The sequence below is a fragment of the Brevibacillus sp. FSL L8-0520 genome (genome assembly GCF_037963895.1).
Lineage (GTDB): Bacteria > Bacillota > Bacilli > Brevibacillales > Brevibacillaceae > Brevibacillus > Brevibacillus borstelensis.
Window position 1 is genome coordinate 2334916 of sequence record NZ_CP150171.1, and the last position, 15799, is coordinate 2350714.

Here is a 15799-nt window from a genome sequence, read left to right on the forward strand (position 1 = left end):
ACCGGGAAGCATACCCGGTTTCTGACGTTTGGTCTGTTGCTCGATCATATCCTAATCTTCTTCCGGCTCACGCTTCATAAACCGGGGTTGGACGCGGTTGCGCTTGCGGTCGTGATGCAGGACAAAGCCGGCGATGAACAGGACCGGAACGACAAACAACAACACGCCCAAGACGAACTGTCCCCAGAGAAATCCGGTCTCCGATGATACCGAGTAGAAAAATGCATCGCGGATGAGCTTTATCCCAAACATGGCGATCAGTGCCGGGACGACCATGATCAACAGAGCTACCAGTTTCTGACCGATCAAGGGTGTTTCTCCCCTTTCCATCATGCTACCTTTCCATCATATCGGATGGGTAGCTCCTTGTCCAACATCTCCTGTGCATTCCAGCCGGGTTGAGTTACAATGGAAACAGTTTGATTCACTGGAAAGAGGGATTGTTTGCATGCACAAGCTGCTCATCGTTGGAGCCGGCCAGGGAGGAACAGCGCTCTTGAAAATGCTTAGCAATATGGAGCGGATGAAAATCGTGGCCGTCGTGGATGAGCGGGCGGATGCGCCAGGACTTGTCCTCGCCCGCTCTTTGGGAATTGAAGTGGGAACTGACTTTCGTCCGTATTTGTCGAGCGACATCGACGTGATACTGGAGGCGACCGGAGACTCTGCGGCATTCGAAGAAATTTTGCGTCTCAAACAGGAAAAAACGGTGTTAATCCCCGGAACATTTACAGCTATCATCATGAAATTGATAAGTGAACGGGACGAATTGATTGCAGCCTTGACGCAAAACCAGCGCGAGCGGGAAATCATGCTGAACTCTACCCATGACGCGATCATCGCGGTCAACAGGGAAGGGATCGTCACTCTTTTCAACAGAGCGGCAGAACGCCTGATGGGCATTGAAGCCCACGCTGTATTGGGAACGGCAGTTTCCGAGCGCATACCCAATACCCGATTACATATTGTATTAGAGACGGGACAGCCAGAGTTGAACCAGGAGCAGATCCTGCCGAATCAGACGCGGATCATCACCAACCGGGTACCTGTTCGAAACGAACGGGGCGAGGTGGCGGGAGCAGTCGCGATCTTCCGGGATATTACCGATATCATGGCGCTGGCCGAGGAAGTAACCGATCTGAAGGAATTGAAAAGCATGCTTCAGGCGATCATCAATTCTTCGGATGAGGCCATTTCCGTTGTGGATGCAAAAGGAAACGGCCTTTTGATCAACCCGGCGTACACGCGGATTACCGGTTTGACTCATCAGGACGTGATCGGCAAGCCAGCCACTGTCGACATTTCCGAAGGCGACAGCATGCACATGCAGGTGCTGAAAACAAAGAAGCCTGTGCGCGGCGTACATATGAAGCTGGGACCGAAGAGCAGAGACGTGGTGGTAAACGTCGCTCCAGTCATGGTAGACGGAGAATTAAAGGGAAGCGTCGGGGTCATCCATGACGTCTCGGAGATTAAGCGTTTGACCGAAGAACTGGAGACGGCCCACCGGATCATCAGGACGCTGGAAGCGAAGTACAGCTTTGAAGACATCATCGGGTACAGCGAGCCGATGCAGGCGGCGCTCGAGCAAGCGCAAAAAGCGGCATTGACACCTGCCACAGTGCTGCTGCGCGGCGAATCCGGCACGGGCAAGGAGCTGTTTGCCCACGCCATCCACAATGCGAGCAGCCGCAAGTATAAACAGTTTATTCGCGTCAACTGCGCAGCCATTTCCGAGAATCTTTTGGAAAGCGAGCTGTTCGGATACGAAGAGGGCGCATTTACCGGAGCCAAACGAGGCGGCAAGCGCGGATTGTTCGAGGAGGCCAGCGGCGGGACCATTTTCCTTGATGAGATCGGCGAGCTGTCGATGAGCATGCAGGTAAAGCTGCTGCGCGTTCTCCAGGAGCGGGAAGTAGTCAGGGTTGGTGGTACGAAGGCGGTTGAAATCGATGTGAGGGTCATCGCGGCTACACATGTCAATTTGGAATCTGCGATTTCGTCCGGCCGTTTTCGCGAGGATTTGTACTACCGGCTTCATGTCGTCCCCATTTACATACCGCCGCTCCGTCAGCGATTGGAGGACATCCAGCCGCTGGCCAAGCATCTGGTGCGAAAATACAACCAGGAATACGGAAGAAATGTGGAGGACATCGCGGCAGGCACTTTGCAAATGCTGCTTGCCTACCAGTGGCCGGGCAACGTCAGGGAGCTGGAAAATGTGCTGGGGCGGGCCATGATCCACATGAAGTTCGGCGAGCGGGTCATTCTGCCAGAGCACTTGCCCCCCTTGGAGAGAAGGAGCGTACAGTCCGCCGCTTTGACACCGCATTTGCAGATGGAACAGGCTTCCGGCAAGACATTGAAGGAAGCGATGGATGAAGCGGAGCGGGCACATATTTTGCGAGAGCTTGCCGCAGCAAAGGGAAACCGGACGCTGGCGGCGAAGAGGCTCGGGATTTCGATCCGCAGTCTTTACTACAAGCTGGACAAGTGCGGCATATCTGATGAACAGCCGTGATGAACAATAAGTGCAGGCGAATATCCGTGATCAAATTGTGAGCAATCGGGCTGAACAGAGACATAACTGCAATTTTTTGCATGCAAAACATTGCTTGATCCTGCAAAAATGTGCAGAATAGAGGGCAGGCCCAAAAAACAACTGTAGAAAAATGAAGCGCTTTCAAACTGGGGATTTTTTGGCACGATAATTGCAACGTGGTACATTGCTGGGAAATTCTCCAATAGGAGACCTCAGACAAGCAGCACGATCGACGCAAATGAACAAACTAGGGAGGTTTCTTCATGAACATCTTTGACTACATGCAAAAGTACGACTACGAACAGCTTGTTTTTTGCCAGGATGAGAATTCCGGACTGAAAGCAATCATCTGCATTCACGATACAACATTGGGGCCTGCACTGGGCGGCACCCGAATGTGGCCGTACAAAACGGAAGAGGAAGCGATTATCGACGTGCTCCGCTTGGCTCGCGGCATGACCTATAAAAATGCCGGAGCCGGCCTGAACATCGGCGGCGGAAAAGCGGTCATCATCGGCGATCCGCGCAAAGACAAGAGCGAAGAGCTGTTCCGTGCCTTTGGCCGTTACATTCAAGGCTTGAATGGCCGCTACATTACAGCCGAAGACGTAGGTACGACTGTTGCCGATATGGATATGATCCACCTTGAGACTGATTATGTAACAGGCGTATCTCCAGCCTTTGGCTCCAGCGGCAACCCTTCTCCTGTGACTGCCTACGGCGTGTACCGCGGGATGAAAGCCGCTGCCAAGCTCGCGTATGGCAGCGACGACCTGTCTGGCCGCGTAGTAGCGGTTCAGGGCGTGGGGAACGTAGCCTACAGCCTCTGCCGCCATCTGCACGAAGAAGGCGCACACCTGATTGTTACCGACATCAATGAAGAAAACGTAAACCGCGCTGTCAACGATTTTGGCGCCAAAGCAGTAGGCGTGGACGAAATTTTCGGCGTGGACTGCGATATTTTCTCTCCATGCGCCCTGGGAGCCATCGTCAACGACGACACGATCCCGCTTTTGAAGGCGAAAGTAATTGCAGGAGCGGCCAACAATCAGTTGAAAGAAGAAAGACATGGCGATATGATTCATGAGATGGGCATCATCTACGCACCCGATTACATCATCAATGCCGGCGGCGTGATCAATGTAGCCGACGAGCTGCAAGGCTACAACCGCGAGCGCGCACTGAAAAAGGTAGAGACGATTTACGACAACATCCTGAAAGTATTTGAAATCGCTGAACGCGACGGGGTGCCTTCCTACAAAGCGGCAGACCGCATGGCCGAAGAACGCATCGCCAGCCTGGCCAAATCGCGCAGCACCTTTTTGCAAAATGGAAAATCGGTTTACCACCGGTAAGCTGATCGTATAAAAAGTACTTATTTCCGGGGCCGCACCTGCTCGCAAAGCAGGCGGTTCCGGTATACATAACCTACTTGTACCTGTTATTATGATCTAGTCATATGAGCAGCCATTTACTGATCGTCCAGCAAGCCACTGACGGTCATGGCGCGTTCACAAGCAATGCAGTTTGCCATCAGAGGGGGAAGAAAAACATGTCGCAGGAATATGATCTCGTCGTGTTGGGAGGAGGAACGGGGGGCTACGTAGCAGCAATCCGTGCCTCACAGCTGGGAATGAAGGTAGCTGTCGTGGAAAAGGGCAAAATGGGTGGCACCTGCCTTCATCGCGGCTGCATTCCCTCCAAGGCGCTGCTTAGAAGTGCGGAAGTATTTGCTACGCTGAAAGAGGGAGACAAATACGGAGTCACGGCTGAAAAGATCGGCCTTGATTTTGCGCGCGTTCAAGCTCGCAAAGAGGGAATCGTCGAGCAATTGCACAAAGGCATCCAGTATTTGATGAAAAAAGGCAACATTACGGTAATCGAAGGATTTGGCCGCGTCATGGGTCCCTCTATCTTTTCGCCGCAGGCAGGCGCAGTCCGGATCGAAACGCCGTCTGGCGAACAGGAAATGCTGGTGCCGCGCTTTTTGCTTCTCGCTACCGGTTCGAGACCCCGTACGCTTCCAGGACTGATGATCGACGGAAAGCAAGTTGTGACCAGCGACGAAGCGCTGCAATGGGAGCAGCTGCCCTCTTCGGTGGCCATTGTCGGCGGTGGTGTCATCGGGATCGAATGGGCCTCGATGCTGAATGATTTCGGCGTTGAGGTCACAGTCGTCGAGTACGCAGACAGGATTTTGCCGACCGAAGATGAGGAAATCAGCAAGGAAATGGCACGTCTGCTGAAGAAACGGAAAATAAACATCGTGACAGGAGCCAGGGTGCTGCCGGAATCACTGGAAACATCAGAGGGAAAGGTAGCCATTCAAGCTGAAACCGCAGGCGGCGTGCAGAGCTTTTCTGCCGAAAAACTGCTCGTGTCCGTTGGCAGACAGGCCAACGTGGAAAATATCGGCCTGGAAGCGACAGAAATCAAGGTGGAAAACGGCTTTATCAGCGTGAACGAATACTTCCAGACCGCCGAGTCCCATATTTACGCGATCGGCGATGTGATCGGCGGTCTGCAGCTCGCTCATGTGGCATCGCACGAAGGGATTCTCGCCGTCGAGCACATGGCAGGTCTAGCTGTCGAGCCGCTTGATTACACCAAGGTGCCGAAATGCACGTACGGCAGGCCCGAAGTTGCGAATGTCGGCTTGACCGAGGCGGAGGCCCGCAGTCAGGGCTTTGACGTAAAAGTGGGCAAATTCAGTTTCAAGCCGCTCGGAAAAGCGCTGGTGCACGGTGAAAACGACGGCTTTGTCAAAATCATAGCCGATGCGAAGACAAACGATTTGCTCGGCGTGCACATGATCGGTCCGCATGTCACCGACATGATTTCCGAGGCCGGGCTGGCACGCGTGCTGGACGCGACGCCATGGGAAATCGGACATACCATACATCCCCATCCGACTTTGTCGGAAGCCATCATGGAGGCTGCTTTGGCAGTAGACGGAAAGGCAATTCACAGCTAGCGAAAATGATAAGGAGGGTATCCGAACATGACAAGCAAACGGCATGAAGAAGTAGGCTTGACTGACGCGCAAGTGCTGGAAATGTATTATTACATGCTGCTGGCTCGCAAAATCGATGAGCGTCAGTGGCTGTTGAACCGGGCGGGAAAAGTGCCATTCGTCATTTCCTGCCAGGGGCAGGAGGCTGCACAGGTTGGCGCTGCGTTTGCGCTGGAAAAAGGGAAGGACTACCTGTGTCCTTACTACCGTGATCTCGGATTAGTCCTGGTATTTGGTCAATCAGCAAGAGATTGCATGCTTTCCGCATTTGCCAAAGCCGAGGACCCGAACAGCGGCGGCCGGCAGATGCCAGGTCACTTCGGTGGCAAAAAATGGAATATCCTGACAGGCTCGAGCCCTGTGACCACGCAGGTACCTCATGCAGTCGGAATCGCACTGGCCGGCAAAATGCAAAAGAAAGACCACGTTGTCTACACCTCGTTCGGAGAAGGCTCCAGCAACCAGGGGGATTTTCACGAAGGAGCAAACTTTGCGGGTGTGCACAAGCTTCCCGTCATCTTTTTCTGTGAGAATAACAAATACGCCATTTCCGTTCCGCTGAAAAAGCAGTTGGGCTGCGAAAGTGTGGCTGACCGTGCGATCGGCTACGGCTTCCCTGGTGTCAGCGTCGACGGCAATGATCCGATCGAGGTCTACCGCGTCACGAAGGAAGCGGTGGAGCGAGCTCGTTCCGGCCAGGGCCCGACTCTGATCGAAGCAGTCATGTACCGTCTGGTCCCTCATTCCAGCGATGACGATGATCGCACCTATCGCACGCGGGAAGAAGTGGAAGAAGCGAAGAAAAAGGACCCGATCCTCGTATTTGGCAACTATCTGAAAGAGGTAGGACTTCTCGATGATGCCAAGGAACAGGAGCTGCTGTCCCGTGTTCAGAAGGAAGTCGACGAGGCTACAGATTATGCCGAACAGGCGCCTTATCCGACACCTGAATCTACGCTTACCCACGTATACGGGGAATAAGGGGGAATCCAAATGGCAGTCATCTCATTTATTGATGCGATCACTATGGCGATGCGTGAGGAAATGCGCCGCGATCCGGGTGTGTTTGTCCTGGGGGAAGACGTCGGCGTTCGGGGTGGCGTCTTTCGGGCCACAGTGGGACTGATCGAGGAATTCGGCGAAGAACGCGTGATTGACACGCCGCTCGCCGAGTCGGCAATTGTCGGTGTTGGAATTGGCGCTGCCGCATACGGGATGCGTCCGATCGCCGAAATTCAGTTTGCTGATTTTATCATGCCTGCTGTCAACCAGATCGTCAGCGAAGCGGCGAAAATGCGCTACCGCTCCAATGGCGACTGGACCTGCCCGATTACCATCCGCGCTCCATTTGGAGGCGGGGTGCACGGTGCACTGTACCATTCCCAATCGGTGGAAGCGATGTTTACGAATGTACCCGGGCTAAAGGTAGTGGCGCCTTCTACGCCGTACGATGCAAAAGGCCTGCTGAAGGCGGCCATCCGCGATAACGATCCCGTCCTCTTTTTCGAGCACAAGCGCTGCTATCGCTTGATAAAAGGAGAAGTGCCGGAAGAAGATTACGTGCTGCCGATCGGCAAGGCGGATGTCAAACGGGAAGGAACGGACATTACAGTCATCTCCTACGGCCTGACGCTGCATTTTTGCTTGCAGGCCGCTGAAAAGCTGGCTCAGGAAGGCATCAGCGCGCATGTACTCGACTTGCGGACACTGTACCCGCTCGACAAGGAAGCTATCGTCGAAGCCGCTTCCAAGACCGGAAAAGTATTGATTGTTCACGAGGACAACAAAGAGGGCGGCGTAGGCGGTGAAGTGGCTGCGATCATTGCGGAGCATTGCCTGTTTGACCTCGATGCTCCGATCAAACGTCTGTGCGGTCCTGATGTGCCGGCCATGCCATACAGTCCGCCAATGGAAAAATACTTTATGTTGAATCCGGACAAAGTGCTGGAAGCAATGCGGGACCTGGCCCACTTTTAAAACCAAGGAGGACCATCGAACATGGCGACAAAAGTGCTAATGCCCCAACTGGGAGAAAGTGTGACAGAGGGCACCATTACCAAGTGGCTGGTGAAAGTGGGAGATCAGGTCAAAAAATACGATCCGCTTGCTGAAGTCTCCACGGACAAGGTAAATGCGGAAGTGCCTTCCACGGTTGCCGGCCGCGTGACGGAGATCGTTGTGCCCGAAGGTGACACGGTTGCGATCGGTACCTTGATCTTGTACATCGAAGAAGAGGGGGGAGGGGCCGATCAGCCGGAAAATACCCCCGCTGTCAACAGTGCTGACACCAGCCAGCAGGCAAAAACGGTTCCTGCTCAAGCGGCAGAAGGCAGGGCGGCTGTTTCGGCCAATCTGGCGGCCAATGCTGCTCCAGCTGCAGCAGGGCAGGCTGTTTCCGGAGTAGGTCCGGACACGAACGGTCAACAGGCCCAGCGCGGAAAACAACGCTTTTCCCCAGCCGTGATGAGGCTTGCCCAGGAGCATGGAATTGATCTGTCCCGCGTGCAGGGAACGGGGATGGAAGGGCGCGTGACGCGCAAGGATATTCAAGCGATCATTGACAACGGCGGACAGCCGGCTGCGGCAGCCCCAGAGGCAGCGCCGGTTGTGAATACGCCAGTAGGGGTGCCGGCTTCCGCGGCAGTGGGGCAAAGCCCGCAGCCCGTCCAGGCAGCAGCAAGGGAAGTTCCCGCAGCCGCAGGCGATCAGATCATCCCGGTCACGCCCATTCGCAAGACGATCGCAAACCGCATGGTGCAGAGCAAACACGAGGCACCCCATGCGTGGACGATGGTAGAAGTAGACGTGACCAAGCTCGTCGCTTTCCGCAATCAGGTAAAAGACGAATTTAAACGCAAAGAAGGAGTAAACCTCACCTTCCTGCCGTTCTTTATCAAGGCGGTAGTCGAAGCGCTGAAGGAGTACCCGATGATCAATTCCACCTGGGCTGGGGATAAAATCATCGTCAAGAAAAACATCAACATCTCGATCGCCGTGGCGACAGAGGATGCTCTGTTCGTTCCGGTCATCAAGGACGCGGATCAGAAGTCGATTCTCGGCATCGCCAAGTCGATCGAAGATTTGGCGGCGAAGACGAGGGCAGGCAAATTGTCCGTAGATGACATGTCCGGAGGGACGTTTACGGTAAACAATACGGGCTCGTTTGGCTCGGTCCTGTCGATGCCGATCATCAATTCGCCGCAGGCGGCGATCCTCAGCGTCGAGTCGATCGTGAAGCGGCCTGTCGTGATCGATGACATGATTGCCGTCCGCTCGATGGTGAACCTGTGCCTCTCGCTGGATCACCGGGTTCTCGACGGACTGGTGTGCGGCCGTTTCCTGCAAAGCGTCAAGCAAAAGCTGGAGGCGATCGGGCCGGATACAAAGCTGTACTGATCGACAAAAACAACGCTGTGCCAGCAGCAGGAGGGATGGACTTCTCTCTTGCTGCTGGCTTTTTATTTTTTCGTGTAACTGCTTTGTAACCTTTTTCCATGTTGCTTCGTCATACCATATGAATGCTGTCATGCCTATCATTTTTATGCGAATAGATTCCCTCTATTTCGTAAATATGGTAAACTGATAGCGTTTCGACAAGAAAAGTTTGATCGATTTCAAGAGAAGTATGGGAGGAAGAACATGGAGAAGAGCAAAAAAGCACTTCCAATTATGCTGGCTACAGCCTTGGCAACGACGCCGTTTGTCATCGCTCCGCAGTCCGCTAGTGCAATCACCGATATCTCGATTGATCCAGACGATGACGAGGCAGGCGAAAGCACCACATATACCTTTGAATTTACCCTGGAAGAAGATTTGAAATCCGGCGATAAGATTTATGTTAAATTTCCAAAGCAATTTGACATCGACAGCGATATCGATGAAGACGACATCGACGCTGATTTTAAGGTGAAGGAGGTCAGCGTCAGCGGCAGAGAAATCACGATCAAGGTCGGAGAAAAACTTGAAGCAGACGATGAGATCTCTTTCGACATTACGGACGGCATTACCAACCCTGACGACAAGGGTACATACTCGATTGAAATCAGAACTTCAAACGAGTCTAAAGAGACTGAAGATGTGAAGATCACGAGCGGAAGCAGCAGCAACAGCGGCAGCAAAAAAGGAAGCTCGGATGACTACTCCGTCGATATCGACGACACCACAGAAAAGAAAGAAACCCAGTACGAAATCGGTCCGATCAAGCTGGATGACAAGCTGGTAAAAGGCGACTGGATCACGGTTACGTTCCCAAGCTCGGACATGCTCCCGAGCAAGATTTCCAAGGACGACGTGGACATCAATGAATACGAGCCTGATTCCGTCAGCGTCTCCGGCAAAAAAGTAGAAATCAAGGTTCCGTCGAAGGTGGACGGCAAAAAAGAACTGACGCTCAAGTTTTACAAGAGCGCCGGCATCAAGAACCCGTCTGCCGGGGATAAATACACCATTGACGTAAAATGGGACGGCGTTACTTATCAATCCGAAAAATTTGACATCAAAAAATCCGGTTCATCTTCCAGCTCTTCCACCGCGAGCGACTTCACTGTATCGCTCTCCGACAGTTCGGCTGGAGCACGCACCAGCTACACTTTTGAAGCCGATTTCGGAAAAACGGAATTGAAGGCGGACAGCGAAGTCATCATCGAGTTCCCATCCTCTGACATGATTCCGGGCTATCTGAATCCGGATGATTTTAGAATCAACGGAAAGACGGTCAGAAAAGTCGGTTCTTCCGGCAACAAGATCTCTTTGACCACGCCGTACAACTTCTCTTCCAGCAAAACGGTCAAAGTAGATATCGATTTCAACGCGTGGATTACCAATCCAAAGTCTGCGGGCGATTATACGCTCAAGATGACGGTTGACGGCAAAACGGCAACGTCCAAAACGTTCCGGATCAATGGTGCAGGGGCGGTAACGCCGACACCAACGCCAACTCCAACGCCAACGACACCTGGCACTCCTGCACCGGCAAACAACAGCACGGCAACAATCACCTTGACCAACACAGCGGTAGGGAAGCAAACTGGCGTCAACATCGCCGTGAAAGCATTTGGCGCTCCGCTGGTGAAACAGCGCGATTTCATTGAAGTCGTATTCCCGGTTGGGTACAAGGTGCCAGCATACATCGCACCGGCAAGCGTTTCTGTAAACGGCGTTGCCGCCAGCTTTGTTGCCGTTCGCGGACAAAACGTGCTGGTTTACCCGGCTCAAGACATCGCTGCAGGAACTGGAGCCAACATCGTGATCGGGGCAGCAGCCAACATCGTGAACCCTGCGGCGAAAAACACGTACACGATCAATGTCTTCAGCTCTGAGGAAAAAGGCTTGCTGTTTGGACGTGCAGTTGGAGTGGGCGTGCCTCAACCGGCGCAGCCAGCTCAACCGGCTCCGCAGCAGCCACAGCAGCCACAGCAGCCGCAGCAGCCGCAGACAGCAGTCCCGGCGAACGCTGCACTGTTTAAAGTAAACAACAAATCGTTTACGTTGCATGGAAAAGTATATCCGTTGCAGGAAGCTCCTTATCTGGCGAACGGAAATACAACAATGGTGCCAGCTCAGTTCTTCAAGGAAGCCATGGCGTTGACTACCCAATGGAACAACCAGACGGTAGCGATCATTAAAGGCAGAACAGTGGTCCGTTTTACAGTTGACTCCAACAAGGCATACGTAGGAAGTCAGGAATTTACCCTGCCAGCGCCAGTTGCGTTGAAAAACGGAATGCCGATGGTTCCGATCCGCTTTGTAACCGACAATCTGGGCTACAAAGTAGGCTGGGATGCCAAAACATCCAGCGTATTCGTCTATCAATAAACAGCAAAAAACCCTTCCCGGTCGGGAGGGGTTTTTCTTATGATGAACCGTCTGGCTGCCCAGAGGGCCTCTGATCATCGGAAGTAAAAGAACGTTGGAACCACGAGAGCGGCAATCATAATAAAGACCATGATTTTTACCAGTGTTGAATGTTTCGGCATATCGAACCTCCTGAATAGCGCGATTGAAAAATTTACTGCACGAAAAGTGGAAATTGTCGCGTTATTGTGTAACTCGCTGTGCTAGAATTATTGGAAGGAGGAGAAGTTCCTTCCTTCGTTTAGACGATCGGTCATTACATGGAAAACGAGGTGTTTGCAGGTGACTACTAAAGATTGTACCGAACTGTACCGAAAGTGGCAACAAGAGCTGAATGAACGGCTGGCCAAGTCGCCCGAAAGAAAACAGCAGTTTGCCACCTCGTCCGCGATCGAGATCGATCCGCTGTATGTGCCGGATCAGATCGATGATGCTTATATGGAAAATGTCGGATTCCCGGGAGAGTATCCGTATACGCGGGGCGTTCAACCCAATATGTATCGAGGAAGACTGTGGACGATGCGGCAATACGCCGGCTTTGGTTCTGCCGAGGAAACGAATAAGCGGTTCCGCTATCTTCTTGAACAGGGGCAGACCGGGCTGAGCGTTGCCTTTGACCTGCCGACACAGATCGGCTACGACTCGGATGACCCGATGGCAACAGGCGAAGTCGGGAAGGTCGGTGTAGCCATCGATTCGCTGGAGGACATGGAAGTGCTGCTGAACGGCATACCGCTCGACAAGGTAAGCACCTCGATGACGATCAATGCACCAGCATCTGTTTTGCTTGCCATGTATATCGTAGTAGGAGAAAAACAGGGCGTACCGGCAGAGAAGCTGTCAGGTACGATTCAAAATGACATATTGAAGGAATACATTGCCCGGGGCACATATATTTTTCCGCCGCAGCCGTCCATGCGTTTGATTACGGACATCTTTGCCTACTGTGCAGAGAACGTGCCCAAATGGAACACCATTTCCATCAGCGGCTATCACATTCGGGAAGCCGGGTCGACTGCCGTTCAGGAAGTCGCGTTTACGATCGCGGACGGCATCGCATACGTGGAAGCTGCGCTCCAGGCCGGTCTCGACATTGACCGTTTTGCTCCACAGCTATCGTTTTTCTTCAACGGACACAATCACTTTTTCGAAGAGATTGCCAAATTCCGTGCAGCCCGGAGAATGTGGGCTCGCTTGATGAAAGAGAGATACGGAGCAAAAAATCCGAAGTCGTGGCAATTTCGCGTTCATACCCAAACGGGCGGTTCCACGCTGACGGCGCAGCAGCCTGACAATAACATCGTTCGCGTCACCCTGCAGGCACTGGCAGCAGTCCTTGGCGGCACGCAAAGCCTGCATACGAATTCCCGCGACGAGGCGCTCGCCTTGCCGACGGAAGAATCTGCCCGCATCGCGCTGCGGACACAACAGATCATCGCGTTTGAAAGCGGCGTAACAGATACAGTCGACCCTCTGGCAGGTTCCTACTTTGTGGAGTATTTGACAGACCAGATAGAGGCCAAGGCGCTTTCCTATTTGGAGAAAATCGAGCAAATGGGCGGCGCCGTAGCTGCTGTGGAAGCGGGGTATATGCAGCGGGAGATTCACAAGCAAGCCTATGAAACGCAGCGAAAAATAGAATCCGGCGAGGAAAAGGTAGTGGGAATGAACTGCTTTCAGCTCGAAAACGAGCCACAGCCGGAGCTGCTTCGCGTAGACCCTGAGCTTGGCAGGAAACAAAAAGAGCGGCTAGATGCACTGCGGGCAAAAAGGAATCAGCAATCAGTTGAACAAACGCTCAATCAGTTGCGCGAAGCAGCACAGGGCAAAGACAACCTGATGCCGTACATTATCGAATGCGTCCGCCATTATGCCACGATTGGAGAGGTCTGCGGCGTATTGCGAAGCGTATTTGGCGAGTACCGGGCGGTTTAGTCAGCAAACAGGAAGGTTCTAGTGACAAGGGGGAGCTATTGATGGAACAGAGGATTCGCGTACTGGTTGCCAAACCAGGGCTCGACGGACACGATCGGGGTGCATTGGTAGTGGCGCAGGCCCTTCGCGACGAAGGGATGGAAGTAGTGTACACGGGGCTCCGTCAGACACCGGCCCAGATCGCCGCATCTGCGATACAGGAGGATGTCGATTGCGTGGGACTCTCCTGTCTTTCAGGGGCTCACAATGAGCTCTTTCCAGAGGTTGTCCGTCTGCTCAGGGAACAGGGAGCGGATGACATCTTGGTCGTTGGGGGAGGCGTAATTCCACAGGAAGATATCCCCTACTTGAAAGAACACGGAGTAGCGGAAGTTTTCACGCCAGGCACGCCTACCAGTGTGACCGCTGACTTTATCCGTGCCCATGTGAAAAGAAAGCAGTTGACCTTTCAAAAAGCCCCGAAAAAGATTGCCCATATCGGCATAGCTGTGAAAAATCTCGATAAGGCTCTGCCATTTTACACCGAGCAGCTTGGGCTTAACCTGCTCGGGACAGAAGCGGTGGAGAGCGAGCAGGTTCGTGTCGCTTTCCTCGGGGTCGGAGAAAGCCGGATCGAACTGTTGGAGCCGATGAGTGCGGACAGTCCGATCGCCAAATTTATTGACAAGCGCGGCGAAGGCATTCACCATATCGCCTTTGATGTCGAGAACGTGGCGGAGCGTCTGCACCATTTGCAGGCAAACGGCATTCCGCTTATAAATGAAGTGCCCAAGCCGGGAGCGCATGGCGCGCAAATCGCCTTTATCCATCCAAAGGCGGCTGGCGGAGTTCTGTTCGAATTGTGTGAGTATCCGGATACATCTGCAGGTAAGGAGGAAGGCAACGATGAGTGAAGCGATGTTCGAAAAAATCGACGAGATGTACGAGCGAAAACGGAAAGTCGAGATGGGCGGCGGAGACGAGCGCATCGCTGCCCAACACAATCGCGGCAAGCTGACGGCACGGGAGCGTATCTCGCTTCTGCTCGATCCGGACACGTTTGTCGAGCTGCAGCCATTTGTCAAACACCGGGCGACCAACTTCGGGATGGACAAACTCGACGCTCCAGGCGAAGGGGTAGTGACAGGCTACGGCAAAATCAACGGCCGGCTCGTCTATCTGTTCGCCCAGGACTTTACGGTTTTTGGTGGAGCGCTTGGGGAAATGCATGCCAAAAAAATCGCCAACATTATGGATCTCGCGGCCAAAAACGGCGCACCTGTCATTGGTCTTAACGACTCAGGCGGGGCGCGGATTCAGGAGGGGGTCGTCTCCCTCGACGGTTACGGGCATATCTTCTACCGGAACTCGATCTATTCAGGCGTGATTCCGCAAATCTCCGTCATTCTGGGACCTTGCGCGGGCGGGGCAGTCTATTCCCCGGCGATTACCGATTTCGTTTTTATGGTGGAAAAGACGTCACAGATGTTTATTACGGGACCGAAAGTCATTGAAACGGTAACGGGCGAAAAAATATCCAGCGAAGATCTGGGCGGCGCTTCTGTCCACTCTGCCATCAGTGGAAACGCGCATTTTACCGCCGCAACAGAAGAAGAGGTGTTGCTGCAAGTGCGCAACCTGCTGAGCTTCCTGCCGCAAAATTACCGGGAAGAACCGCCGGTAAAAGCATATAGCGGGGATGAGGGGGACTGGCTGGAAGAGCTGATCGACCTGGTCCCGGTAGCGGGCACCAAGGTGTATGACGTAAAAAAAGTGCTGGAAAAGATTGTGGATCATGGAGAGTTTTTAGAAGTACAGCCGGATTTCGCCCGCAATATCGTGGTCGGCTTTGGGCGTATCGACGGACAAAGCGTGGGGCTGATCGCCAACCAGCCAAAGGTGATGGCAGGCGGTTTGGATATCGACTCATCCGACAAGCTGGCACGGTTTATCCGGACATGTGACTGCTACAACATTCCGTTGATTACATTCGTCGATGTGACCGGCTTTTTCCCCGGCATTAACCAGGAACACGGCGGGATCATCAGGCATGGTGCAAAAATATTGTTTGCTTACTCCGAGGCGACAGTGCCGAAAATCAGTGTCATTACGCGAAAAGCGTACGGCGGTGCTTACGTGGCCCTCAATTCCAAGGCCATCGGTGCAGACGTCGTCTATGCCTGGCCGAATGCCGAGATCGCGGTCATGGGCCCGGAAGGAGCGGCCAACGTGATCTTTGCCCGTGACATCGAACAGAGCGCTGATCCGGTGGCTACCCGCCAGGCCAAGATTGCCGAGTATCGCGAGCGCTTTGCCAATCCGTATGTGGCAGCAGAAAACGGAATGGTGGATGACGTGATCGATCCGCGGGAAACCCGCAAATATTTAAAACGGTCGCTGGAAATGCTGAGAAACAAAGAAGAGCGCCGTCCTTCCAAGAAACACGGAAATATCCCCCTGTAAACAAGCAGAAAAAG

The 15799-nt window shown here is 53.4% G+C and carries 11 protein-coding genes; 10 read left to right on the forward strand and 1 reads right to left on the reverse strand.

Annotation, left to right across the window (positions count from 1 at the left end):
- Positions 1-51: 51 nt before the first annotated feature.
- Positions 52-309, reverse strand: a complete 258-nt coding sequence (locus NSQ24_RS11655; protein ID WP_024984916.1) for a DUF2627 domain-containing protein — start codon at positions 307-309, stop codon at positions 52-54.
- Positions 310-448: 139 nt separating this feature from the next.
- Here NSQ24_RS11655 and NSQ24_RS11660 point away from each other — a divergent pair, with 139 nt between their 5' ends.
- From NSQ24_RS11660 to NSQ24_RS11705, 10 genes are all read left to right on the forward strand, one after another.
- On the forward strand, positions 449-2521 hold the full coding sequence (locus NSQ24_RS11660) for a sigma-54-dependent Fis family transcriptional regulator (RefSeq protein ID WP_003387225.1): 2073 nt from the start codon (positions 449-451) through the stop codon (positions 2519-2521).
- Between the two features lie 284 nt (positions 2522-2805).
- Positions 2806-3897, forward strand: coding sequence for a Glu/Leu/Phe/Val dehydrogenase dimerization domain-containing protein (locus NSQ24_RS11665; protein WP_227277463.1), 1092 nt, complete (start codon positions 2806-2808; stop codon positions 3895-3897).
- A 197-nt stretch (positions 3898-4094) separates the two neighbouring features.
- Entirely contained in the window at positions 4095-5516 is a 1422-nt protein-coding gene (lpdA, locus tag NSQ24_RS11670; protein WP_339167847.1) for a dihydrolipoyl dehydrogenase, read from the forward strand.
- Between the two features lie 27 nt (positions 5517-5543).
- Positions 5544-6536, forward strand: a complete 993-nt coding sequence (locus NSQ24_RS11675; protein WP_003387221.1) for a thiamine pyrophosphate-dependent dehydrogenase E1 component subunit alpha — start codon at positions 5544-5546, stop codon at positions 6534-6536.
- Positions 6537-6548: 12 nt separating this feature from the next.
- Positions 6549-7532: an alpha-ketoacid dehydrogenase subunit beta gene (locus NSQ24_RS11680; RefSeq protein WP_003387220.1), complete on the forward strand. Its 984-nt coding sequence runs from the start codon at positions 6549-6551 to the stop codon at positions 7530-7532.
- A 21-nt stretch (positions 7533-7553) separates the two neighbouring features.
- Complete coding sequence (locus tag NSQ24_RS11685; protein ID WP_122958418.1) at positions 7554-8951, forward strand: dihydrolipoamide acetyltransferase family protein; 1398 nt, start codon at positions 7554-7556, stop codon at positions 8949-8951.
- Positions 8952-9194: 243 nt separating this feature from the next.
- Positions 9195-11369 (forward strand): copper amine oxidase N-terminal domain-containing protein, encoded by a 2175-nt coding sequence (locus tag NSQ24_RS11690; protein WP_339167850.1) that lies wholly within the window; start codon positions 9195-9197, stop codon positions 11367-11369.
- Between the two features lie 321 nt (positions 11370-11690).
- Positions 11691-13343, forward strand: coding sequence for a methylmalonyl-CoA mutase family protein (locus tag NSQ24_RS11695; RefSeq protein ID WP_003387217.1), 1653 nt, complete (start codon positions 11691-11693; stop codon positions 13341-13343).
- A 41-nt stretch (positions 13344-13384) separates the two neighbouring features.
- Positions 13385-14236 carry a methylmalonyl-CoA epimerase gene (gene mce / locus NSQ24_RS11700; protein ID WP_031931818.1) on the forward strand — a complete coding sequence of 284 codons (852 nt, stop codon included), beginning with the start codon at positions 13385-13387 and terminating at the stop codon, positions 14234-14236.
- Entirely contained in the window at positions 14229-15785 is a 1557-nt protein-coding gene (locus NSQ24_RS11705) for a carboxyl transferase domain-containing protein (RefSeq protein WP_024984920.1), read from the forward strand. The genes mce and NSQ24_RS11705 overlap by 8 nt, the downstream gene beginning before the upstream one ends.
- The last annotated feature ends 14 nt before the right edge of the window (positions 15786-15799 follow it).

Excerpts from the sequence above, each read along its gene's own strand:
- NSQ24_RS11660 (WP_003387225.1), top strand. The coding sequence starts at position 449 with ATGCACAAGCTGCTCATCGTTGGAGCCGGCCAGGGAGGAACAGCGCTC.
- NSQ24_RS11665 (WP_227277463.1), top strand. The coding sequence starts at position 2,806 with ATGAACATCTTTGACTACATGCAAAAGTACGACTACGAACAGCTTGTT.
- lpdA (WP_339167847.1), top strand. The coding sequence starts at position 4,095 with ATGTCGCAGGAATATGATCTCGTCGTGTTGGGAGGAGGAACGGGGGGC.
- NSQ24_RS11675 (WP_003387221.1), top strand. The coding sequence starts at position 5,544 with ATGACAAGCAAACGGCATGAAGAAGTAGGCTTGACTGACGCGCAAGTG.
- NSQ24_RS11680 (WP_003387220.1), top strand. The coding sequence starts at position 6,549 with ATGGCAGTCATCTCATTTATTGATGCGATCACTATGGCGATGCGTGAG.
- NSQ24_RS11685 (WP_122958418.1), top strand. The coding sequence starts at position 7,554 with ATGGCGACAAAAGTGCTAATGCCCCAACTGGGAGAAAGTGTGACAGAG.
- NSQ24_RS11690 (WP_339167850.1), top strand. The coding sequence starts at position 9,195 with ATGGAGAAGAGCAAAAAAGCACTTCCAATTATGCTGGCTACAGCCTTG.
- mce (WP_031931818.1), top strand. The coding sequence starts at position 13,385 with ATGGAACAGAGGATTCGCGTACTGGTTGCCAAACCAGGGCTCGACGGA.
- NSQ24_RS11705 (WP_024984920.1), top strand. The coding sequence starts at position 14,229 with ATGAGTGAAGCGATGTTCGAAAAAATCGACGAGATGTACGAGCGAAAA.